The organism is Brevibacillus sp. SIMBA_040, assembly GCF_046535075.1.
In the GTDB taxonomy this organism is placed as follows: domain Bacteria; phylum Bacillota; class Bacilli; order Brevibacillales; family Brevibacillaceae; genus Brevibacillus.
Window position 1 is genome coordinate 142,528 of record NZ_JAWRXI010000003.1, and the last position, 22,674, is coordinate 165,201.

Genomic DNA, 22,674 nt, shown 5'->3' on the forward strand with positions numbered 1-22,674 from the left:
CTTGACTCGCTTTCGAATTAAACTCACGCTGACCATACTTGGATTAATATCGTTGGTCCTTTTGCTAATGGGCATGTATTTTGCCAAGGTGCTGGAAAATTCCTATCTCCAGTCGCTGCATGAGCTGTTATCCCGTGAGTCCAAGCTCGTTGCGCAAGCCGTCCGTTTTCCAAGTGTCTTTACCAATCAGTCTACCTTGGCGGATCGTGTCAAGCAGGTAGCGCCAACCGAGGATGTACGGCTCACGGTCATCGACGAAAAAGGCCAGGTGCTCTACGATAATAGCTCTCATGCAGACGAGATGGAGAATCATTTTAACAGGCCGGAGTTTATGGCAGCATTGAAGGGCCAAACGGGCATCTCACGTCGCTATAGCGAGACACTCCGATATGACATGATGTATGTCGCCGTGCCGGTTGAGCAAGGATCAAAAATCGTCGGTGCAGTGCGATCGGCCATGTCCATGAAAGACATCACAGACACGATTCACAACATGTGGTACAGCCTTCTAACAGGGCTGTTGGTTACGCTGGTGATTGGTTCGATTGTCGTATCCCGCATTTCTTTTTCCATCATTCGGCCAATCGAGGAAATTACGCGCGTAGCCCGCAATATCACACAGAGACAGTATGAGAGTCGGGTGCGGATAAAAGCAAAGGATGAGATTGGGCAGCTGGCAGGCGCCATCAACTTTATGGCTTCGAGCCTGGAGCAGCAGATGTACGAGATTTCAGAGAACCAGCAGCGACTATCTGGGGTTTTGACCAATATGACCAGTGGTGTGATTTTCATCTCAGAGCAGCGCCGAATTATGCTCGTCAACCCGGCTGTAGAGAAGCTCCTCGGTACACCGGGACACGAAATTGTAGGCAAGCTGCACATCGAGGCAGGAAAAAGCTTTGGCCTCAGTCAGTATATTGACCGCTGTCTGGATAAAAGTGAAAAGTTCCGTCAAGAAGTACACATTTACTACCCGCAGGAGCGTGTTCTGGACGTCAATTTCGCTCCGTATATCAATTTCAAGGGCGAGGCGAGAGGGGTAGTCGTGGTCCTGCACGATATTACCGAAATTCGGCGTTTGGAAAAGATGCGCAGTGATTTTGTTGCCAACGTATCGCATGAGCTGCGCACTCCAATTACCTCGATCAAGGGCTTTACTGAGACGCTGCTCGAAGGGGCCATGCAGGATGAGGAGACATGCCGTAACTTCCTGCAGATCATCTCGGATGAGAGCGAGCGGCTTTACCGGATGATCCGCGACATTCTGGATTTGTCCAAGATTGAGCAAAAACGGATCCCTCTGCAGGTAAGCAGGATTCATTTGCAGGATATGATTTCCTCCGCGGTCGCGATCATGAACGATCAGGCGCAGCGCAAGGAACTGACGATTACATTGCCGTTCCCGCAGCCCGAGATTTATCTGATGACCGATCGGGATTGCTTGCAGCAAATTATTTTGAATTTGTTGACCAATGCGATTGCCTATACACCAGATGGCGGAGCGATTACGATCCGTACAGAAAAAGAAGACCAGATCGTGAAAATTCAGGTGATCGATACGGGAATAGGAATTCCGGAAAAAGACCTGACGCGTATTTTCGAGCGGTTCTACCGGGTAGATAAAGCGCGGAGCAGGGATTCTGGCGGGACAGGACTTGGTCTGGCTATCGTCAAGCACCTTGTCGACAATCTTCACGGGCATATTCGTGTCGACAGTATCGAAGGAAAAGGAACCACATTTACGGTTACCATCCCGTATACCTAAAATATTTACACAAAGATCATAGTACCTTTACCTGTACAATATAATCCCCTTGTACTATTTGTCGTGACAGACAATTGAAGGGGGATAAGGGAAATGACGCGGTATGCCTTTGAAGAGCAACTGGATGTTCTACACCGGAAGCTCTTGACGATGGGGACGTTGGTGGAAGAAGCCATTCACAAGTCCATTAAAAGCTTGGTAGAACGAGATATGATGCTGGCAGAACAGGTAATTACAAGTGATCCTGTTATCAACGATTTGGAGCAGGAAATTCAAAGCGAATGCTTTCGCTTGATAGCACTTCAGCAGCCGGTTGGTAGCGATTTGCGCCTGCTTGGAACGATGCTGAAGCTGGTTACGGACTTGGAGCGAATGGGAGATCACGCCGTTTCGATCGCCAAGACGACCCGCCGTTTGATGGCTGAGCCTTACGTAAAGCCATTAATCGACATTCCGTTAATGGCTGATCACGTGAAAGCGATGGTCAGAGATTGCTTGAATGCGTATATCGCTCGCAACAAAGAAGCGGCAGAAGAAATTGCTGCACGCGACGATATTGTTGACAAACTGTTCTCGACGATCTTCCGTGATCTGATCGAGGTCATGACGAAAAACGGAACGGCGATCTCCCAAGGAACGCATCTCTTGTTGGTTGCGCAGTACCTGGAGCGCATAGCCGACCATGTCACCAATATTTGCGAGTGGATCATCTACATGTCGACTGGCAAAATGACAGATTTAAATAAGTAAGTAAGTAAATGACAGCATAAATAATCGAATAAAGCCGTTGTGAGCCCATGCTTGCAACGGCTTTTTGGCGTTATTTGAATGGTAAGCTCCTCAAATGCCCATTTCCCTCTTCCCTGCATACAATACATCGTTCAATATGGCAGACGAAGCAATGGAGGGATTGGCATGGCTAAAAAAGAGCGCCATATTTTTGCGGCAGGCAACACCGCGAGAGGATACAAGACGTTTTACGATTCCGTACTGGAAGGGCTGGATCGTGTCTATATTTTGTCAGGAGTCGTCGAAGGAATCACATCGGACCTGATTGAAACGATCGGCAAGGAAATGAGTAGAAAAACAAATGAAATAGAGTGGATTCATTCGCCCTTTATGAAAGGTCAGTATGATGGCGTCATTTTTCACGAATGGAAGGTAGCGATCGTAGACGGCAGCTACCCACGAATCTGGCGGCCATCCGCACCCGGAATCACCGAGATCAATGTAAATTTGCAGACCTCTGTAGGTGTCGATCATTTGGCAAGGTACAAAGAGCAAATTGCAGCCTGGTACGAAGAGATTTTCCGCAAAAGCGAGGAAGCTTACGCGGCGTATGGTGAAGCATTGCGTATTCATGATGAGTGGGAGGCGCCTTATATCGCCCACCTCGACCGAGAAAAAGCGAATAGAGTAACCGAAGAAGTCCTCACGCTATTTTTCGGAGAGGAGAATCTGGAGAAAAAGTCCAAGGTGCGTCGTATGTATTTGGGAGCGGCTACTCCTGATGGGCCGGTGGATCACATCATGAAGCTGACCGACCAAATGCAGAAGCGGTATTTTATCAAAGGACGTCCTGGCTCTGGAAAATCAACCATGCTGAAAAAGCTAGTCACGGTGGCAGAAAAACGTGGCTTTGACGCTGAGGTATATCATTGCGGGCTCGATCCCCACAGCTTGGATATGGTCATCATACCGGAGAAAGGTCTTGCTATTTTCGACAGTACAGCACCTCATGAGTACTTCCCGAGCAAGGAGACAGACGAGATTATTGATATGTATGAGCGGGCAATTGAACAAGGCACCGATGAGGCGTACGAAGCAGAATTAACGGATATCAAGGCTCGATACCGGCAAAAAATGCAAGAGGCAACGGCTTTACTGGCTGCGGCAAAGGAGCTGCGGGAGCAACTGAATAATGTCTATGTAGAGGTAACGGATCAGCCTCGGCTCAAAGCGGTTGCACAGGCAATCATGAGCAGACTTGATCGTATGGCGTAATCCTTTGCCTATCGCATGAAACCCGTTCGACTGTTCATACTACAAGAAGGAGGTGAGCAGTCGGATGGGTTTTGCTTTTACACTGGCCCTGCTGCTAATTACCAATCACCTAGATCCTATGAGCTTTTTACAGGTGCAAATGGAAGACAGGACGGTTGCCATGGCAGACCGGGCTGACTACACACTGCCCGTAGGTGGTGTTTCCCTCGTTGATGTAAATCGATTGCAAACGATGATGGAAGCCTTGGCGAAGCTGGCGTACCAGGAGCCAATTAATGCTACGATAAATAACAGCGGAGCGATCGTACCTGAAAAAAAGGGACGCAAGCTCCATGAAGGTAAATTTCTCCAGCAATTTTATGAGTACTATTACGGTAACGGGGCGAGTACGTTACAAATTCCGTTCCAGGAGATTTACCCAAAGGTAGACCAAGCACTTATTAGTCAGGTGCGAAAGAAAACAATCGGGCAGTATACCACCTATTACAATTCGCGAAACAAAAACCGCTCTCATAACATCATGCTGGCTTCTCAAGCAATCAACAACTACGTTGTGCTGCCTGGCGAGATTTTTTCTTTTAATAAGGTAGTCGGCAAGCGAACGAAGGAAAAGGGCTACCTGCAAGCCCCTATCATCGTCAGAGGAGAGCTGTCAGAAGGTATTGGGGGAGGCATATGCCAGGTTTCTTCGACGTTGTTCAATGCGGTGGACAAGGCTGGACTGCATATCGTGCAGCGTTATTCCCATAGCAGAGACGTCGCATATGTACGCCCGGGAAGGGACGCAACCGTGAGCTGGTATGGCCCTGACTTTGTTTTTCAGAACAAGTATGCCTATCCGATTATGATCCGAGCGAGTTCTTCCAGTGGAAGCATGTATGTTTCGGTTCATTCCTTTCCAGAGATTGAGTATGAGCCAAGACATGTACCGAGTGTCCACCAAAGCACTCCAGAAGAAGGGCCGGCAAGCCCGCCAATCCTGACAGAGCCAACAATGCCTTGAGTATGGGCGTTGTTGGTTTTTTTTGCGAATGATTTTGTTACCTAGTTAAAATTTAATGTAAAGAAATAGTTGCCACAGACCCAAAAAAGTCGTATAGTGTTTCGTGTGATAAAATTTCGCGTACGAAATATTAGGTAGGAAAGGAGTGTATCATGAACAAACCATTGCATATCCGGGACTTGCTGAAGCGTTTAAATAAGACGTTTGGCACAATGGCTACTAAGGAACTGTGCAAATACGGCCTGACGGTCCCGCAGCTGGTGGTCATTCGGCAGATTCAATGCGAACCCCGTACTATCGGGCAGATAAGCAAAGCCGTTGATCTTTCGTACAGTACAGTTTCTGGTATTATTGATCGCCTGGAGAGAGAGCAACTGGTCGAGCGGGTGCGTGACGAAAAGGATCGTCGAGTTGTCTGGATTCGAAAGACTGAAAAAATAGTAGAACTGTTTGAAAAAGTGGATCTTTTTTCAGGGGAGTTTTACAAACGCAGCTTCCACGGATTTTCTGAGAAGGATCTGGATGGCATTATTCACTCATTGGAAACGTTGATTGCGAAATTAGAAGAGACAGAAAGTTGAGGAGAAACCATGAAGCGAAAACTGGTATTGTATGTCATTTTGCTCCTGCTCGTGGTAGGGGGCGGAGGCATCGGTTACTACTACTGGTATCAAGGTGCACACTATGTGACCACGCAGGACGCCCGGATTGCTGGAGACATTTATCGGGTCATGCCCAAAATGACAGGCAAACTGACCGGACTCGCGGTAAAAGAAGGCGACGCCGTAGTAGCTGATCAAATTGTTGGGCAGCAGGACACAGCAAATGTTGCAGGCAACCTGTTGGAAAACAGCGTGTTGCGTTCTCCTATCACAGGTACCGTCATTAAGACCCAGGCAAGAGAGGGAGAGGTTGTCTCGATGGGACAATCGGTTGCTCTCGTCATAGATGAAAGCAAACTGTACATCTCCGCCAATCTGGAAGAGACAGAGATCGAGCGCTTGAAACTTGGCCAAAAAGTGGATTTCACGCTGGACGCATACCCAGGCAAAAAACTGAGCGGACATTTGATGGAGATTGGAAAAGCAACAAACTCTACATTCTCCTTGATGCCAGCTACCAACACAAGCGGAAACTTTACCAAAGTAACCCAGCGTATCCCGATTAAAATCGCCATTGATGACACAGCAGGTCTTCATTTGGCTGCCGGTTTGAACGCCGAGATCAAAGTGCAAGTGAAGGAGTTGTAATGAGGCATGAAAAAAGCAGCACAATGGAAAACAATCGCTGTAGTATTGGCGGCGGTTTCGGTTATTGCCGCTGGCTGTAGTGATTCGTCTTCGGCATCTTCCACATCAGAATCGCTCCCGGTTGTGAAAGCATGGAAGGTGACCTCGAATGCCTCAGGCTTGATTGCAGGCGGTAAAATTGTTCCGTCTGAAGAGGTTTCAGTCGTTTCCAAAGTTTCCGGCAAAGTAGCGAACGTAAGTGTAAAGGAAGGCTCTGTCGTGAAGCAGGGAGACGTTCTTGTTACGCTGGAGGCTACCGACTACCAACAGCAAATTAACCAGGCACAGGCAGCGATTACAGGGGCACAGGCAAAGCTGCGTGATACGAAAGCAGGGGCACGTACAGAGCAGCTGCAGCAGCTGTCCAGTGGATTGCAACAGGCAGAAGCTACCCTGAAGGTATCCGAGAACAACTACAATCGGATGAAGGCTTTGTTTGACTCCGGGGCATTATCCGCAGCTGAATTGGAAAAATCCACGCTTGATTTGGAAAAAGCACGTTCTGCGGTGGAGCAATCCAAGGCTCAGTACGATCTTGCAAAAGCCGGTCCAACCTCTGATACAGTTGCAGCCCTGCAAGCAGAGGTAAGCCGTCTGAATTCCAGCTTGGAGATGGCCAAAAACGGCTATGACAATACCGTTATTCATTCTCCTATCTCTGGTATTGTAGCGAAGAAAAACATTAATCCAGGAGAGATGGCTGGAGCAGGGGCGCCACTTTTGGTTGTCGTGGATATGAATGAAGTCAAAGTAGAAGCAAGCGTTTCTCAAGATCAGATCAACAATGTAAAGGTTGGCTCTACTGTCGATGTGAAGGTAGGCAGCCTTGGCGGTAAAGTAATGACAGGAACCGTTGAATTCGTTTCCCCGATTTCTGACACGAACAGCACTTCGTTCCCGATCAAAGTAAAAGTAGCAAATCCGGATGGACTGCTGCGTGCCGGTATGATTGCGGAGGTCGTACTGCAAGGTCAGGCAGAACAAGGAACCAAAGTACCGACAACGGCTGTTCTTGAAAAGGACGGCAAGCATTACATCTATATGATTGATCAAGATGTTGTACATGAAGTGGAAATAACAGTAGGTGGTGCGAGCGGTGATTGGACTACGGTCACAGCTGGTGTGAAAGACAACGATCAAATAGTGCTAAACCCAACCGACAAATTGTCTGAGGGCAGCAAGGTGATCGCAAACTAACGGGGGTGATGACATGGCGGAAGCGGTGGCACAGCGAGAGGAAAAAAGCGGAAACAGCGGAATGTGGTTGTCTCTTCTCGCTATCCTCTCGGGAACCTTCGTTGCGATTCTGAACAACAGTCTGATTAACGTCGCCTTACCAACGATGGTCAGTATCTTCGGCTCCTCTACCGAGACGATGCAATGGGTGCTGACCGGATATATGCTGGCAAACGCGGTCATGATCCCGATGAGCGGTTCCTTGTCAGCCAAGTTTGGTGCCAAAAAGATATTTGTCTTATCTCTAGCGTGCTTTACAGCTGCATCTGTCCTATGCGCACTCGCCTGGAGTGACACCTCGCTCATTGCGTTTCGTGTCATCCAGGGGGTAAGCGGAGGAATGATCATGCCGATCGGAATGTCCATGATCTACATGATCGTCCCACGTGAAAAAATCGGGATGGCACTCGGGATTTTCGGGATTGCCTCAATGACGGCTCCCGCTCTTGGCCCAACCCTGGGTGGGTATCTCATTGAATTTTTAAGCTGGCAATTTCTGTTTCTGGTAGGGGTGCCATTTGGAATTTTTGCGGTCATCATGAGTATGGTGCTGCTCAAGGAAACGCCGAAAAAGCCGGAGCTGAAGTTTGACTTTCTCGGAGCCATTTTGGCGATTGTTGGGTTTGGTACTCTTCTCCTTGCGTTCAGTAAAGGGCAAGCGGAGGGCTGGACATCCTTTTTCATCGTGAGTTTGTTTTTCGTTGCGATTATGAGTTTAGCACTTTTCGTTTGGGTAGAGCTCGGGAAGGAAGCACCGCTTTTGGATCTGCGGCTGCTGAGGATTCCTGTCTTTACGATCAGTATTTTGACATCGGGCTTTGTCATGATGGGGATGATGGGCGGGATCTTCCTGATGCCGATCTTCCTGCAGAACATTCAGGGCATGACAGCGATGGAGTCCGGTATCTTATTGATGCCACAGTCGATTGCGATGGCGATCATGATGCCAATCAGTGGTAAGCTGATGGATAAATATGGAATCGGTCCAATTGGGCTCGTCGGCTTATCGATTATGAGTATTACCACATTCGAGCTGCACAATCTGGCAGCAGACAGTATGCATTCCTGGATGAACATGATTTTGACGATCCGTGGAATCGGTATCGGTCTCTGTATGATGACACTGTCTACAGTAGGGATGAACGCAGTTCCGCGTACGAGTGTAGGGGATGCCTCCCCGCTCTCCAACGTATTGCGGCAAGTGTTGAGCTCGTTTGCAATTGCGATTTTGACCGTTATCATGCAAGCGCGTCAAACATTCCATCTGGCATCAATCTCCGACAATCTGAACACCGACATGGCTACACAATTTATTAGTGGGATCTCTGGCATGTATACACAGGTAGGTGTCGATGCTGCCAGTGCGTCTGGCGGAGCGAGTACGATTTTGTTCGGAATGATGGCGAAAGAGGCGATGGTTCAAGGAATCGGGGACACGTTCCTGATTTCTGCAATACCGATCGTCATCTCGATTCCATTGCTTTATTTCCTGCATAAAAAGCCGAAAAAAAAGGAAGCACCACAACCACAAAAAACAGCAGCTTAAATTTGGCTGCTGTTTTTTTCTGTGACAGGTTGTCCAATCCGAAGAGCTACGAGGAGATCAGCTTGATGAAGAAGTAAATGATTCTTCCTGCGATATAGCCAAGCAAAATCGTCCAGCCAATTTTAGCCCAGACGTTCAATCCCTTTATGAACTCACGCAAGCTTTTCCGGCGAGGTGGCTGCTGATTCTGATTCAACACTGTTCACTCCTTTGGGGTTTTGATTGTATCGAATGAACAAATAAATCCCTGCGATAATGATGAGACCACCAATCCATTGCGGTAGTGTTACGACTTCTCCGAGGATAAAGTAAGCCAGAATCGCTGTTCCAATCGGTTCTCCCAGAATTCCCATAGAAATCGTAGTGGTGTTAAGCCACTTGATAATCCAGTTGAATATGGAGTGACCGAGCAAGGTAGGAAAAAGAGCGAGACAGAAGAACCAACCCCAGTCAGAAGCAGGATACCCAATTAACGGGTAGCCCAAAACAAGATCGTATGCAACCAGGATCAAGCTTGTGGCAGAATAGACAACGAGGGTGTAGGCAAACGATGACATATGCTGACGGACGTATTGCCCGACCAGCCAATAACCGGTCACCGTGGCAGCACCCATCAGGGCTAGAGCATCACCTAATAATGCCATCCCACCTACCTGAAAATCACCCCATCCAATAACAAAGCTGCCAACGACGGCAAGCAGACCTCCAGTCAGAGCCAACAAGCGAACCTTTTCCCCAAAAAAGAAATAGCCTCCAATAAACGCAAATAATGGCTGCAGGGTAACCAGAACGGTTGAGCTGGCTACTGATGTGTAGTTGAGTGACTCAAACCACAGCAGAAAGTGACTGGCTAAAAAGGCACCTGACAATAGACAGAGTAGCCACACTTTTTTTGGCATTTTTACGATTTCACCGAGTGCCCCGCGATTCCAAAACAGGAACGGCAATGTCAGCACAACTGAGAAAACAAGACGATACGTTGCGATAATCGGCGCTGGTGCATTAGATAGCTTTACAAAAATAGCGGATGTCGATATCGCGATCACACCGATGAGCAATGCCAGATACGGAGGAAACAACGGTTTTTCCAATGACTTTTCCATGTGTACACCTTCTTGTGCTGATAATCCACGATGGACTCTATTGTACCGTTCAGGTGAAAAATTCACAATGTTATGCGTACACAGTTGATTGAAAGGTTTTTTTTCAAACAGGAAATCCTACAGGCATGAGATACCTAAACACAACTTACCTAGTTGCCATGCTTATACTCGTTTTCGTTTGTTTTCCTAGTAAGAGTCAGGCAATACCGCTTACTCCGATTCACATTTTAATTGACGTTGGTCATGGAGGTGTAGATTCCGGCACATCTTTTGGCAACCTCTACGAAAAGGACATTAATTTGCAGGTTGCCAAGCGCTTGTATCAGCAATTGACAGATGCTGGCTACAGTGTAGCTCTGAATCGGGAAGAAGACATTGCCCTCAGTGACGATAATCGGTGGCTGAACAGTCGCTCTAGGCATCTTCGTGATCTCGCCCAACGCAAAAATCTCGCCATGGAAATGGTTCCGCAGGTGATGCTCAGCCTTCATGTAAACTGGTCCTCCGATTCCGGGCGACGTGGTCCAGTCATCCTGTATCAAAGCAATGAGCAGGGCTACATGCTTGCTGATCTCTTGCAGAGCTCGTTGAACCGTCTGGCGGGAAGCAAAGACAAGCCTGTAAAGGGCAAGACGTATTACGTGCTGCGGCATAACTACTGTCCCTCAGTCATTGTGGAGATGGGCTTTATAAGCAACGCGGCAGACCGGCAGCTTTTGACGGACCCGAAAGGACAAGAAAAAATCGCCCAGGCCATTACGGAAGCCGTGAGCGAATACGTTACCTTGACGGGAAATCTGAAAATGGAGGCATTTGCTGAAGAAAGCTGGTGGCAAAATCTAGTGAACGGATTGGTTAACTAATTTTGAGATCGTGACGAATTCGGCCTCCTTCTGAATGCGCGGGATATACTGCCGCAGAACGGAGGCTGTTTTCTTGCCCGGAGGACCGACATGTCCAATCGCCACACAGATCGGATGTGTACCTATTCGTTTGCATATTTTTTCCATTTGCTGGGTGATGTGCGGGACTGAATATACATCGTCGAGAAAGATTTGGTTTTCGGTGTGGGGTACGTCCATCTCTTTGGCAATTTTGGAAGCAACGCTCTTTTCAGTGGTGCGGCTGTCCAAGTATATCAACCCGCGCTCCTTAACCACACTCATGATGATGCGCATGATCCGCTCGTCTGCGGTTATCTTTGAGCCCATATGATTGTTCATCCCGATGGCGTGTGGGACATCATCGATTGCCTTTTGGACCCGACTGCGTATTTCCTCATCAGAGAGGTCGGTCGTAATCGCACCTGGACCAAGCCATGAGCGCTTTCCCTTTACTGGCTCCATTGGCATGTGTACGAAAACGTCGTGCCCCTTTTGATGAGCGAGCTCGGCATCCTGCTTAGTGCTTGGCAAAAACGGCATGACAGCGACGGTGAGCGGTACAGGCAGCGCCAAAATTTCTGCAGTGCCGGACATATTGTTGCCGAAATCGTCGATGACAAAAGCAACCACCTTTTTCGGCGGTGTGGTCTCCTGCTGAGAAGAGAGTGTAGCTGCACTGGTTTGACTGGTAGACACAAATAGAAGAACGGCAGCTAACGCAAGTAATTTCCTCCAATACATATGATCGCCTTCCTTGTCCAATTTTTTCTTAGTCTGTTCAAGCGATCCATTCTTTACCCACCTATTCACGGACTTGGCTTACATGATTCCCCTATGTTACGATTAAATATAGTAGTTTTGTAACGAGAGGGGTCGGATTCCTTGAGTCATTTTGTATTAATTGATGGAAACAGCGTTGCCAACCGGGCGTTTTATGCGCTTCCTTTGCTATCCACTTCAGCGGGATTGCATACCAACGCCGTGCTGGGTTTTACTACCATGCTCTTAAAAGTGCTGGAGGAAATGAAGCCTACGCATATCATGGTTGCGTTTGATGCAGGGAAAGTCGTATTTCGCCATACCGAGTATGCCGAGTACAAAGGAGGGCGCAGCAAAACCCCACCTGAGCTTTCTGAACAGTTTCCGCTGATTCGAGAGCTTTTGGACGCCTTTTCGATTAAACGCTTCGAGCTGGAAGGCTACGAGGCGGACGATATTATTGGCACGCTGACGAAGGAAGCAGACCAGAAAGAATGGAAGACGACTGTTATTACGGGTGACAAGGACATGCTCCAGCTCGTTTCGGATCATGTTTCTGTTGCGTTGACACGCAAGGGAGTCAGCGAGATTGAGCTGTACACCCCCGAAGAAATCCATGAAAAATACGGTTTGAAGCCGCTGCAAATTATTGATTTAAAAGGTTTGATGGGCGATTCCTCTGACAATATTCCAGGTGTGCCTGGAGTCGGGGAGAAAACAGCCCTGAAGCTTTTGCATGAATACGGTTCAGTTGAAGAGGTCTTGGCGAACGTAGATCGCGTCTCTGGCAAAAAGCTGCAAGAGAACCTGCGTGAAAATGTCGACAAGGCAAATATGAGCAAAGCATTGGCGACTATTCTGCGAGAGGCTCCAGTCGAGATCGATGTACAGGAGACCGGGTACGAAGGCTACGATGGCTTGTCGCTCAGTGAGTTTTTCAAGAAAATGGAATTCAAATCACTGCTCTCCAAAATCAAAGTGGAGCAAGCAATGGATGAGAATGGACAGGCAAGTGAGGCAAAGCCGTTTGCTTTTGAGATTGTCACAGAAGAAACAGCAGAAAAATATACGGACAAGCTAACCTCTCCGATGGCTGTCTACATCGAGATGGATGGAGAAAATTATCACCATGCGCCGATTCTTGGCTTTGGCCTCGCAGCGGAAGGGACGACTCTGTACGTACCGTGGGATGTGGCTAAGGAGTGGAATGCACTTGGGTCCTGGCTTGCCGATGCATCCAAGGAAAAGTGGGTATTTGACGGCAAGCGTGACTTGGTTGGACTGGCTTGGCATGAACTGCCTGTTGCCGGTGTCAGCTTCGATGTTTATCTTGCTTCGTACCTTTTGAATGCAACAGAAAGCAACCATACGCTGGACAGCATCGCAAGCCAGTACACGAGTGTCAGAGTGCGTCCAGACGAAGACGTATACGGCAAGGGTGCAAAACGACTCGTGCCAGAAACAGACGTACTGAGCGAGCATGTGGCGCATAAAGCTGCTGCCGTTTGGCAAAGTGCGCCTGTCCTTCGCGAGCAGCTCGCAGAATATGAGATGGGTGCGCTTCTAAACGATTTGGAGGCACCGCTTAGCATGGTACTCGCGCACATGGAGAAACAGGGCATCAAGGTCAATCGAGAGCGTCTGGAGCAGATGGGCGAGGAGCTGGATAGCAAGCTGGCAGGGTTGACCACGCAAATTTATGAGCTGGCAGGCGGAGAGCCTTTTAACATCAATTCACCGAAGCAATTGGGCGAGATCCTATTTGACCGACTCGCACTTCCTGTCTTGAAAAAAACAAAGACGGGTCCATCCACAAGTGCGGACGTTTTGGAAAAGCTGGCCCCGTATCATCCGATCATCGATGCCATTCTTACATTCCGTCAGCTCGGCAAGCTGCGTTCGACTTATATTGAAGGCTTGACCAAAGAGATTCACACGAAAACAAGCAAGGTGCATACGCTCTACAATCAGGCGACAACTGCTACGGGACGTTTGTCCAGTACAGATCCTAACCTGCAAAACATTCCGATTCGGATGGAGGAAGGCAGAAAGATTCGCGAGGCGTTTATCCCTTCTGAGGATGGCTGGTACATGCTTGCGGCTGACTACTCCCAGATCGAGCTGCGTATTTTGGCACACATTTCTGGTGACGAGAATTTGATCGATGCCTTCCGCAACGGCATGGATATTCATACGCGCACAGCGATGGATGTGTTTGGCGTCAGCGAGGGTGACGTGACTTCCTTGATGCGTCGCCAGGCAAAGGCGGTTAACTTTGGAATCGTGTACGGAATCAGTGACTATGGATTGTCGCAGAACCTGAACATTACGCGCAAGGAAGCGGGAGACTTCATCGAGCGATACTTTGACGTATTTGCCGGCGTGAAACAGTGGATGGAAGAAATCGTGAAAGAGGCGAAGCAGGACGGCTATGTGACGACGTTGCTGAATCGCAGACGCTACCTGCCAGATATTCGCAGCAGCAATTTCAACCTCCGTTCCTTTGCTGAGCGCACAGCCATGAATACGCCGATTCAAGGTACCGCAGCAGATGTTATCAAGCTGGCGATGATCCGGATGCAGGAGGCGCTGGTTGAAAAAGGACTGGCAAGCCGCATGCTGTTGCAGGTACACGATGAATTGGTCTTCGAGGTTCCGGAAAATGAGCTGGAGATCATGCAAAAGCTGGTGCCGGAAGTAATGGAGAGCGCTCTTGCGCTTGATGTGCCACTCAAGGTGGACGTCAATTATGGACGTAGCTGGTATGAGGCGAAATAAGCCTGCACGTAAATAGATAGATTCAGACAGCGAGAGGAGGAGGCTTGTATGCCAGAATTGCCTGAGGTGGAAACCGTCGTTCGGACCTTAAGAGGGCTGGTACTGGGGAAAACAATCGAACGAGTCAGTGTCCTTTTGCCCCGCATCATTCGCACGCCGGATGATGTGGAGGCCTTCAAGGCACAGCTTGCTGGACAAACCATAAAAGACATTACACGTCGTGCGAAGTTCATTCAATTTTATCTCGATCAGGATGTGCTCATCTCCCATTTGCGAATGGAAGGACGCTATGGATTGTATCAGCACGATGAGCCGGTCGAAAAGCATACGCACGTCATTTTTCATTTTACCGACAAGACCGAGCTGCGCTATCGCGATGTTCGTCAGTTTGGCACGATGGATTTGTACCCGCGGGGGATGGAGACGAGCACGGGACCGCTCGCAAAGCTTGGCGTGGAGCCCCTTGAGGAGAGCTTTACAGCTGATGTTTTAAAGCAGCTGTTAAAGGGGCGTCCTACAAAAATTAAACCACTTCTTTTGAACCAGGAATGTATTGTCGGGCTGGGGAATATTTATGTGGACGAGTCTCTCTTTAAAGCCGGGATTCATCCTGAGCGTCCTGCAGGCAAGCTGACCGGAAAACAAGTCATTTGCTTGCACGAAAGTATTGTGGCGACTCTCTCTGAAGCAGTTGAGCAGGGGGGAAGCTCCATCAAGTCTTATGTGAACGGACAAGGCGAGATGGGCATGTTTCAGCAATCACTCTTGGTGTACGGCAGAAAAGATGAGCCTTGTGTCAATTGTGGGACAGAGATTATCCGCTTTGTCGTAGGCGGTAGAGGGACACATATTTGCCCCCTTTGCCAAAAAAAATAACCAAATGCTATCGGGAGAGGAGGATGAACATGATATTAGGATTAACGGGCGGAATTGCTACAGGAAAAAGCACAGTGACAGCGATGCTCAGAGAACGTGGCATCCCAGTAATCGATGCAGATCAGATTGCTCGTGAGGTTGTAGAGCCAGGAAAGCCTGCATACGAAGCGATTGTTCGCCACTTTGGGCGCGATATTTTGCTGGAAGATGGACAGATCGATCGTAAAAAACTGGGAGAAGTCGTATTTTCAGACGAGGCCGAGCGTCAAAAACTGAATGCCATTGTCCATCCCGAGGTGCGGCGTGTCATGAGGCAAGAAGCGGAAGTGGCGGAAGCGAATGGAGCACAGATCGTGTTCATGGACATTCCACTTTTGTATGAGAGCAAGCTGCAGTATTTAGTGGAGAAAATTGTCGTTGTCTATGCGCCAAGTGACATGCAGCTAGCGCGAATGATGGAACGGGATGAACTGGATGAAGAGCAGGCAAAGAAACGGCTGCGGGCACAATTTCCGATTGATCAAAAAAAGCTCGAAGCTGACTTTTTGATTGATAATTCCCAGTCTCGCGAAGAAACGCAGCGCCAGGTAGAGGAATTGTTGACAGTAATTCGTACGGAGCCTAGATCATGAATTCACGCCACAGGGCAGCGGTTATTTTACTTGTTTTAATGAGTGTTTTTTTGCTGCTCAATACGCCCTTAATTTGGAAGTGGATGTATCCGATCAAATTTCAAAATGAAATTTTACGGGCATCTCAAAAATTTCAGGTAGACCCTCACCTGATTTTGGCAGTGATCCGTTCGGAGAGTGGGTTTAAAACAGATCGTATATCGAAAAAGGGAGCAGTAGGCTTGATGCAAATCATGCCAGATACGGCTGAATGGATCGTGGGGCAAGCTAACCTGCGACCAAAGGATAATCAATATTTGTATGATCCGGTCATGAATATTGAAATTGGTACGTGGTACTTGAATTTCTTGCTTGCACGCTACGAGGGCGATGTTACCAAGGTCATTGCTGCGTACAACGCTGGCCCCGGAAAAGTAAGCGGCTGGCTGTCGACAGAGCAATGGAATGGCAGACGGGACACGATTGAGGATATTCCGTTTGGAGAGACACGCTTGTACGTACAACGCGTTCTTTATTATCATGATCGTTACAAAAATATATATGACTTTCAATTACACTAAAAGCCGCTTCTCTACTTCCAAGAGAGCGGCTTTTGTCCGATAATAGACATCCTAAAGGAAAACACAATGAGTAAAATAGCAGGGGTAAATCGTCCAAATATTTATTTTTCAGTAAAACACATTGATAATTGTGTCATACTTATTATAATGAAGATAACAGATAAGCGTAACTTAATTGCGAAAGGGGTTTCTATATGACAATCAAAATAGCTATTAATGGTTTCGGCCGTATTGGGCGCATGGTATTCCGCCGCGCTATTCAAGACCCCAATATTGAAATCGTTGCAATCAACGCCAGCTATCCAGCGGAAACGCTTGCCCATTTGTTGAAGTACGACACCATTCATGGACGCCTGCAGAATAAAGTGGAAGTACAAGACAACAAGATCATCGTAGATGGCAAACCTACTCTTGTATTATCTGATCGCGATCCGCTCAAGCTGCCTTGGGGAAAGCTTGGCGTAGAAATCGTTGTCGAAGCAACAGGTAAATTCAAAGATCGCGAAGGCGCTGGCAAGCATTTGCAAAGCGGTGCGAAAAAAGTGGTCATCACTGCACCTGCGAAAGAAGAAGATGCAACGATCGTTATGGGTGTAAACGAAGGCATCTACGAGCATGCTAATCATCACATCGTATCCAATGCTTCCTGCACGACCAACTGCCTCGCTCCCGTGGCAAAAGTGTTGAACGAAGCATTCGGAATCGAGCAAGGCCTGATGACAACTATTCACTCGCTCACAAATGACCAAGTAAACATCGACAATCCACATAAAGACCTGCGTCGTGCTCGCGCAGCTGGCGAATCCATCATTCCGACCACGACTGGTGCAGCTCGCGCGGTAGGAAAAGTATTGCCTGAGCTGAACGGCAAGCTCAATGGCTTCTCCCTGCGTGTACCTACTCCTAACGTTTCAGTTGTGGACCTGGTTGTAAACACCAAGAAGCCAGTAACTGTAGAAGAAGTGAATCGCGTTTTGCGCGAAGCAAGCGAAGGCAGCATGAAGGGCTACATTGAATTCTGCGAAGAGCCACTCGTATCGAGCGACTTTATCGGCAACGACAATTCCTCCATCATTGATGCACTGTCCACCATGGTGATGGGTACGAACCAAGTGAAAGTGATCGCTTGGTACGATAACGAGTGGGGCTATTCCTGCCGCGTAGTTGATCTGGTGCGTCACGTATCTGAGATGCACAATCAATCCACTCAAAAAGAAGCTGCAGCTGCTGGTGTAAACTAACATAGCGTGGCATCACGAAAAACCCCCCCTTGCAAAAGCGCAAAGGGGGATTTTTTTTGCAATCAGGACGGAGTAGACTCATCCATACCACCGAGACTAAATAATTCGTCATCTTCAAAGCCGACAATAAACAGCTTTATATTTTCTTTTAAATTCAAGTCGAACGGAGTGTGAACATCGTTTCCTCGACCGTCCTTCAAAATCCGTACGGTTGGTCGATGGGAATAGTCAGGATCAACTTTGTAAACGACTCCGATTTCTCCTGTGTTCAGGACGACGCTGCTTCCGATTGGGAAAATGGCGATATGCTTAATAAATGCATTGACCAGCGTATGCTCGAACAAATGACCGCCTGAACCGAGTAAATATTCGAGCGCGTCCTGTGGCATGTAGCGCTTTCTCCACGGGCGTGGGGACGTCAGGGAATCATATATGTCGCAAATACCTACGATCTGCGCGTACTCATGAATTTGTTTACCCGAGAGACCTTGGGGATAGCCACTGCCATTTAGCCGCTCATGGTGCTGCAAACAGACATGAGCAGACAGGAGCGAGATGTCATGCTGTTTCCGTAGCAAATTAAAGCCGAGCGTGGTATGCTGTTTTGCGATTTCCCGTTCTTCTTCTGTCCAGCGCTCTTTCTTTTGAACCAGCTCTTCTGGTAAACTGACTTTCCCGATATCATGCAGCATAGCGCCAATACCGAGCTGCATCAGCTGTGTCCGATTGTAGCCCATTGACATACCTACAGCAGTTGCAAGTACAGCTACGTTGACAGAGTGATGATACAACGATGGCGAGTGCGTAGAGATCGTTGTCAGATGCCCAACCATTTGCTTGTTTAGCATCAGGTCGTCTAGAATGGAGCTGAAGGCACGCTGAAAGTGAAGGCCCATTTCTTTTAACGAAATTTTCCGAGCCAATTTGTTTGAGTTGGTGATCTGCTTGATTGTCTTTTCGATTGCTTCCACAGCGACTTGTCTGGTTTGCGGACGGATAACCTCTTCAACCACGATATCTGCCGTGCGGGGATCATCGATGTAGACGGAATCAATGCCAGAACGCTCCAGTCCCCCAATCAGGCGCTCAGTTAGGAGCATCCCGGTCCCTAGCAATACTTTACCGTCTTCTGTGAAAACGGTGCGGCCCAGCTTCATACCTGGCTGGACATGTCTTAAAGATACTAAACGCATTCCAATCCCTCCAACAGTACCCATATTGTACTCCATTCGACTTATGCTTTAAATAGGTACAAGGATTGACTTGACTTATGAAGGGAAGATGAGGGACACTGTAGACAAGTATCGTAGGCATTGGAGTTGATTTTAATATGCGTTGTCCATTCTGCGAGTTTAATGGGACTAGAGTACTAGATTCGCGTCCCTTCAATAATAATAAATCTATTCGTCGTCGGCGCGAGTGTGAAGCATGTGAACGTCGTTTCACTACATTTGAAATGGTAGAGGAGACGCCTCTATTAATCGTGAAAAAAGATGGCACCCGCGAAGAGTTCAATCGGGACAAGATTTTACGGGGCTTGGTTCGCGCATGTGAAAAGCGGCCTGTTCCGTTGGAAGTATTGGAGCATGTCGTGAACGATATCGAAAAAGAGCTGCGCAGCTGCGGTCAAGCGGAGATCCCGAGTAATGATGTCGGGGAAAAGGTCATGGAGCGTTTGTACCATGTAGATGAAGTAGCTTATGTTCGATTTGCGTCTGTTTATCGTCAGTTCAAGGATATTAATGTATTTATGAAGGAGCTAGAGGAGCTCTTGGCTCAAGCTCGGAACAGCCATTCCCTTTTTCCGCCTAAGGAGTAAGGAACGGCTCACTGGTTGTCCATATCCATATTTGTGCCTGTCTTGCTCTCGCGAACCATTCGCAGGAGCTTCTTTGGCTTTCCAGCTTAATTCGAAAGCGGTTGTAGAGTGCTCATGCTATAATAAGAGAATCGAGATTTGTCAGGAAGGAAAGAGCCGATGCGTCGTTTAGTATGGAACGAATTGATGCCAAAGGATCGTTATGTGGTGCGAATAGTGAGGCCGATCAGTTTTGCTGAAACGGGCTTTGTTACACAGCTGTATTTGCCGATCATCGGCGTCGAGTCGTATTCGCTTTATCAACTGCTCGTCCATGGCGTACAGGAAATCAGTGCTGCGTCAACGGAAGGCACGCATCGCAGCCTGATGCTCACTACCTCCCTGTCGTTGGATCGGCTTTTGGATGCGCGTGAACGATTGGAGGCGATGGGACTTTTAGAGGTACGCCGTCGCGAAAACCAGCAGCGTGATTACTACTACGAATATTTGGTGAAACCGCCACTTACTCCAAGTGAGTTTTTTGCTGATTATGTGCTATCGTTGATGCTTTTGAACAAGATCGAGAATATCCGCTTCCAGCAGTTGCGGCAGCTATACGCTGACGTGGTCGGGAATCAGCTGGATCAGGAATATTCCATCGTCGAAAATGTAACCAAAGATTTTCATGAAGTTTTCCAATCCTTGAAGCCGTCTGAATTAGAAGTGGGGAAGGGCTCCGAGCGAGAGCTGTTTTTGACAGAAATGGAGACGAGCTTCCCGCAAGCAGCTCTCAAATCGAATTACGAGGCACAGGTGAACCATCCGCTGAGCGTATCCTCCCTGCGCCTTTATTTGCCGGACAATGCTGACTCTGCCAAGGTACTGGATGGCAGCAGCATGGAGCTATTGTATCAGTTGTGCCATTTCTATCAGCTGGACAGCTGGGGGATGGGCCAGGAGCTTCGTGACTGGACGTTGTACAAGGCAGATCGCAGTCTGGATGGCGAGGTGCTGCGCAAAAGGTTGATGCAGCGCTACACAGAGGACAAGCTCTATCGCAATACGCCGGCAATCGCAGCAGCTGGCGAGGATGAGTGGGGGCCGGGCAAATTACCTGAGCCAGGCAGTGAAGCTTTCGTGCGAGCCTGTCGTCTGCTGTCTCCGCTAGGGCTGTTGGAGCGGGTAGTGGGTGGCAGGGTCAGCAAGGTGTTTCTGGATCGCGCAGAAACGCTCGTATTTGCAGACGGATTGCAGCCTGAGGTCGTGAATGCCTTGATCCTGCACACGCTTTCTAGTATGCAGATGGAATTGCCAAAAGCGTACATGGAGACGATTCGCGATAGCTGGAAAGCAAAACGGATCGCTACGGTGGATGAGGCTGTGAAGCAAATCCTGGATCGTGCTGACCAGCGGGCACAGACACAGGAAAAGGCGAAAGGGAGCAAGAAGGAATCAGCTCCTGTACGCCGAAATGGACGAGCTGTCCTGCAGGACAAGCTGCCGGCGTCAGTAGAATGGCAATTGGCGCAAGAGAGCAGCGCGAATGAATCTACAAAAGGGAAGCTCATCTCAGATGATCCCGAGCTGAGCAAAATGCTGGAATTGTTACGCAAAAAACAGAAAGGAGGGTGAGTGCTAGATGGAATCCATCGGTGATTTTATGAAAGAGTTAACCAAACGGACACCACGTCAAATTTTGTCGCCTGATGAGCAACTAGATAAGATGTTTCGTTCCAGTGCATATTTGCAAGCATTTGCACAGGAGCATCCCGAGATGAGCCGAGATGAATATTTGCGCTCTCTCTCCAATGTATATACGGCGGTAAAGGAGCAGTATTGGTGTGAGCGTTGTCCAGGGCTTGGTGAGTGTCCCAATCTGGTAAAAGGGCACCGGACACAGCTTGATCGGGTCAACAGTACGATTGTGAGTGCCATTGCTCCCTGTAAAAAGCAATTGTCGCATGAAGAAGATGTGAAGCGCAGACGTTTGATGCGCAGCTATTATGCTTCTGAGGAAACAATGACAGCGAGCTTTGACAAGCTGGAGCACGACATGGGGAATCGGGCAGCCGTTGCGGCAGCGATTCAATTTTGCAATCAGGTGGAGGTAGGCGAGCGGGTCAAGGGGCTGTATCTCCACGGTCCGTTTGGTGTCGGGAAAAGCTATCTGATGGGAGCGATTGCGCATCAGCTTTCCTTGAGCCATATTGCCTCGCTGTTGGTTTATGTTCCTGATTTTATTCGCGAGATGAAGGACTCGATTTCCGATCAATCGTATGTAGGAAAGCTGGAGCTGCTCAAGGAAGTTCCTGTACTCATCCTCGATGATATCGGTGCGGAAAATCTGACGCCATGGGTACGCGATGAGATTTTGGGGGTGATTTTAAACCAGCGGGCGAACAATCATTTGCCAACTCTGTTCACTTCCAACTACTCGCTGGAAGAACTGGAGGAGCATCTGTCCATCTCCAACGGCAACCGTATCGAACGAACAAAGGCGGCACGCATTATGGAGCGCATCCGCCATTTCGTTGAGGTATATGAGATTCTACGCAAGAATCACCGCGTGGAGAGTGTGTGATAAAAAGCGAGAGAATTCCCAGTGAGTGAGTGCCAGTACCTCGCGTGATCGATGGTAAGGTCCAAACAAGACCTTGGACCGAGCTCCGACTGGCGAAACAGATATTCCTAAAGCATCGGCCATGACTACTGCGCGAGCGAGATGGTAGTCGTGGCTGATGACGAGTGCATCACGCATATGGTGAGCTTCCATGACCTGCTGGCTATACAGCAGGTTTTCGTATGTACTGGTAGACTGCGACTCTAGCAGGATTTTGTCTGCTGGGACGCCATGCTCGATTAAGTAGTCTCGCATGACAGCTGCTTCTGTTACTTTTTTGCCTTCGCCTAAACCGCCCGATACCAACAGATAGGGTACATACCCTTCTTGATAGAGTGAGAGTGCCTGATTCAGACGCTCTTGTAGACTCGGACTTGGCTTCTCACCCCACACAGCTGCTCCCAGCACAATGCCGACGTCAGCGTGCATAGGAACGGCTTTTTGCAAGGTTTGCTCGATCTGATACCAGCAGTAGCCTGACCACGAGAGCCCGATAGCGATGACGAGAGCAAGGCAAACAAGCAATCTTCGTCGCAGGCTTTTTTTCGATAGTTTATGTGTTTGACTCAACTTTTGTCTT

At 48.5% G+C, this 22,674-nt stretch carries 22 protein-coding genes; 17 read left to right on the forward strand and 5 right to left on the reverse strand.

The window, feature by feature from the left end; all coding sequences use genetic code 11:
• Position 1 precedes the first annotated feature (1 nt).
• The 8 genes from pnpS (at position 2) to SB752_RS06425 (ending at position 8,843) form a co-directional block, all read left to right on the forward strand.
• Positions 2 to 1,765 carry a two-component system histidine kinase PnpS gene (gene pnpS / locus SB752_RS06390; protein WP_410714854.1) on the forward strand — a complete coding sequence of 588 codons (1,764 nt, stop codon included), beginning with the start codon at positions 2 to 4 and terminating at the stop codon, positions 1,763 to 1,765.
• Between the two features lie 93 nt (positions 1,766 to 1,858).
• A complete protein-coding gene (gene phoU / locus SB752_RS06395; protein WP_410714855.1) occupies positions 1,859 to 2,515 on the forward strand; it encodes a phosphate signaling complex protein PhoU in 657 nt (218 codons plus the stop codon).
• Positions 2,516 to 2,680: 165 nt separating this feature from the next.
• Entirely contained in the window at positions 2,681 to 3,769 is a 1,089-nt protein-coding gene (locus SB752_RS06400) for a hypothetical protein (RefSeq protein WP_410714856.1), read from the forward strand.
• A gap of 64 nt (positions 3,770 to 3,833) precedes the next feature.
• Positions 3,834 to 4,772, forward strand: coding sequence for a VanW family protein (locus tag SB752_RS06405; RefSeq protein ID WP_410714857.1), 939 nt, complete (start codon positions 3,834 to 3,836; stop codon positions 4,770 to 4,772).
• A gap of 152 nt (positions 4,773 to 4,924) precedes the next feature.
• Complete coding sequence (locus SB752_RS06410; RefSeq protein ID WP_103107102.1) at positions 4,925 to 5,353, forward strand: MarR family winged helix-turn-helix transcriptional regulator; 429 nt, start codon at positions 4,925 to 4,927, stop codon at positions 5,351 to 5,353.
• A gap of 9 nt (positions 5,354 to 5,362) precedes the next feature.
• Entirely contained in the window at positions 5,363 to 6,022 is a 660-nt protein-coding gene (locus tag SB752_RS06415; protein WP_410714858.1) for an efflux RND transporter periplasmic adaptor subunit, read from the forward strand.
• Between the two features lie 6 nt (positions 6,023 to 6,028).
• Entirely contained in the window at positions 6,029 to 7,258 is a 1,230-nt protein-coding gene (locus SB752_RS06420; protein WP_410714859.1) for an efflux RND transporter periplasmic adaptor subunit, read from the forward strand.
• Positions 7,259 to 7,271: 13 nt separating this feature from the next.
• Positions 7,272 to 8,843 (forward strand): DHA2 family efflux MFS transporter permease subunit, encoded by a 1,572-nt coding sequence (locus SB752_RS06425; RefSeq protein ID WP_410714860.1) that lies wholly within the window; start codon positions 7,272 to 7,274, stop codon positions 8,841 to 8,843.
• A gap of 46 nt (positions 8,844 to 8,889) precedes the next feature.
• Here the strand turns inward: SB752_RS06425 and SB752_RS06430 are convergent, their stop codons facing one another.
• Positions 8,890 to 9,039: a hypothetical protein gene (locus SB752_RS06430; protein WP_410714861.1), complete on the reverse strand. Its 150-nt coding sequence runs from the start codon at positions 9,037 to 9,039 to the stop codon at positions 8,890 to 8,892.
• The gene (locus SB752_RS06435; protein WP_410714862.1) at positions 8,996 to 9,946 is read right to left on the reverse strand and encodes a DMT family transporter; all 951 of its coding nucleotides are present in this window, start codon (positions 9,944 to 9,946) and stop codon (positions 8,996 to 8,998) included. Before SB752_RS06435 ends, SB752_RS06430 begins: the two co-directional genes overlap by 44 nt.
• Positions 9,947 to 10,071: 125 nt before the next feature.
• Between SB752_RS06435 and SB752_RS06440 the strand changes: the two genes are divergently transcribed.
• Positions 10,072 to 10,809: an N-acetylmuramoyl-L-alanine amidase family protein gene (locus SB752_RS06440; RefSeq protein WP_410714863.1), complete on the forward strand. Its 738-nt coding sequence runs from the start codon at positions 10,072 to 10,074 to the stop codon at positions 10,807 to 10,809.
• Here SB752_RS06440 and SB752_RS06445 read toward each other — a convergent pair.
• Positions 10,786 to 11,571: a divergent polysaccharide deacetylase family protein gene (locus SB752_RS06445; RefSeq protein WP_410714864.1), complete on the reverse strand. Its 786-nt coding sequence runs from the start codon at positions 11,569 to 11,571 to the stop codon at positions 10,786 to 10,788. The two genes, SB752_RS06440 and SB752_RS06445, sit on opposite strands and share 24 nt — an antisense overlap.
• A gap of 141 nt (positions 11,572 to 11,712) precedes the next feature.
• On the opposite strand from SB752_RS06445, the gene polA reads away from it, so the two are divergent.
• From polA to SB752_RS06470, 5 genes are all read left to right on the forward strand, one after another.
• On the forward strand, positions 11,713 to 14,367 hold the full coding sequence (polA, locus tag SB752_RS06450) for a DNA polymerase I (protein ID WP_410714865.1): 2,655 nt from the start codon (positions 11,713 to 11,715) through the stop codon (positions 14,365 to 14,367).
• Between the two features lie 48 nt (positions 14,368 to 14,415).
• The gene (gene mutM / locus SB752_RS06455; protein WP_410714866.1) at positions 14,416 to 15,243 is read left to right on the forward strand and encodes a DNA-formamidopyrimidine glycosylase; all 828 of its coding nucleotides are present in this window, start codon (positions 14,416 to 14,418) and stop codon (positions 15,241 to 15,243) included.
• A 23-nt stretch (positions 15,244 to 15,266) separates the two neighbouring features.
• The gene (coaE, locus tag SB752_RS06460) at positions 15,267 to 15,875 is read left to right on the forward strand and encodes a dephospho-CoA kinase (protein ID WP_410714867.1); all 609 of its coding nucleotides are present in this window, start codon (positions 15,267 to 15,269) and stop codon (positions 15,873 to 15,875) included.
• Complete coding sequence (locus SB752_RS06465; protein WP_410714868.1) at positions 15,872 to 16,435, forward strand: lytic transglycosylase domain-containing protein; 564 nt, start codon at positions 15,872 to 15,874, stop codon at positions 16,433 to 16,435. Before coaE ends, SB752_RS06465 begins: the two co-directional genes overlap by 4 nt.
• A 194-nt stretch (positions 16,436 to 16,629) precedes the next feature.
• Positions 16,630 to 17,676 (forward strand): glyceraldehyde-3-phosphate dehydrogenase, encoded by a 1,047-nt coding sequence (locus SB752_RS06470; RefSeq protein ID WP_410714869.1) that lies wholly within the window; start codon positions 16,630 to 16,632, stop codon positions 17,674 to 17,676.
• A gap of 62 nt (positions 17,677 to 17,738) precedes the next feature.
• Here the strand turns inward: SB752_RS06470 and SB752_RS06475 are convergent, their stop codons facing one another.
• Entirely contained in the window at positions 17,739 to 18,869 is a 1,131-nt protein-coding gene (locus tag SB752_RS06475; RefSeq protein ID WP_410714870.1) for an HD-GYP domain-containing protein, read from the reverse strand.
• A 137-nt stretch (positions 18,870 to 19,006) separates the two neighbouring features.
• Here SB752_RS06475 and nrdR point away from each other — a divergent pair, with 137 nt between their 5' ends.
• The 3 genes from nrdR to dnaI all read left to right on the forward strand — a co-directional run bounded on the left by nrdR (position 19,007) and on the right by dnaI (position 22,055).
• Positions 19,007 to 19,495: a transcriptional regulator NrdR gene (gene nrdR, locus SB752_RS06480; RefSeq protein ID WP_410714871.1), complete on the forward strand. Its 489-nt coding sequence runs from the start codon at positions 19,007 to 19,009 to the stop codon at positions 19,493 to 19,495.
• 159 nt (positions 19,496 to 19,654) lie between these two features.
• Positions 19,655 to 21,106, forward strand: a complete 1,452-nt coding sequence (locus SB752_RS06485; RefSeq protein WP_410714872.1) for a replication initiation and membrane attachment family protein — start codon at positions 19,655 to 19,657, stop codon at positions 21,104 to 21,106.
• Between the two features lie 7 nt (positions 21,107 to 21,113).
• Positions 21,114 to 22,055 carry a primosomal protein DnaI gene (gene dnaI / locus SB752_RS06490; protein ID WP_410714873.1) on the forward strand — a complete coding sequence of 314 codons (942 nt, stop codon included), beginning with the start codon at positions 21,114 to 21,116 and terminating at the stop codon, positions 22,053 to 22,055.
• On the opposite strand, the gene SB752_RS06495 is transcribed toward dnaI, so the two are convergent.
• Positions 22,023 to 22,664 carry a YdcF family protein gene (locus SB752_RS06495; RefSeq protein WP_410714874.1) on the reverse strand — a complete coding sequence of 214 codons (642 nt, stop codon included), beginning with the start codon at positions 22,662 to 22,664 and terminating at the stop codon, positions 22,023 to 22,025. The two genes, dnaI and SB752_RS06495, sit on opposite strands and share 33 nt — an antisense overlap.
• Between the last annotated feature and the right edge of the window lie 10 nt (positions 22,665 to 22,674).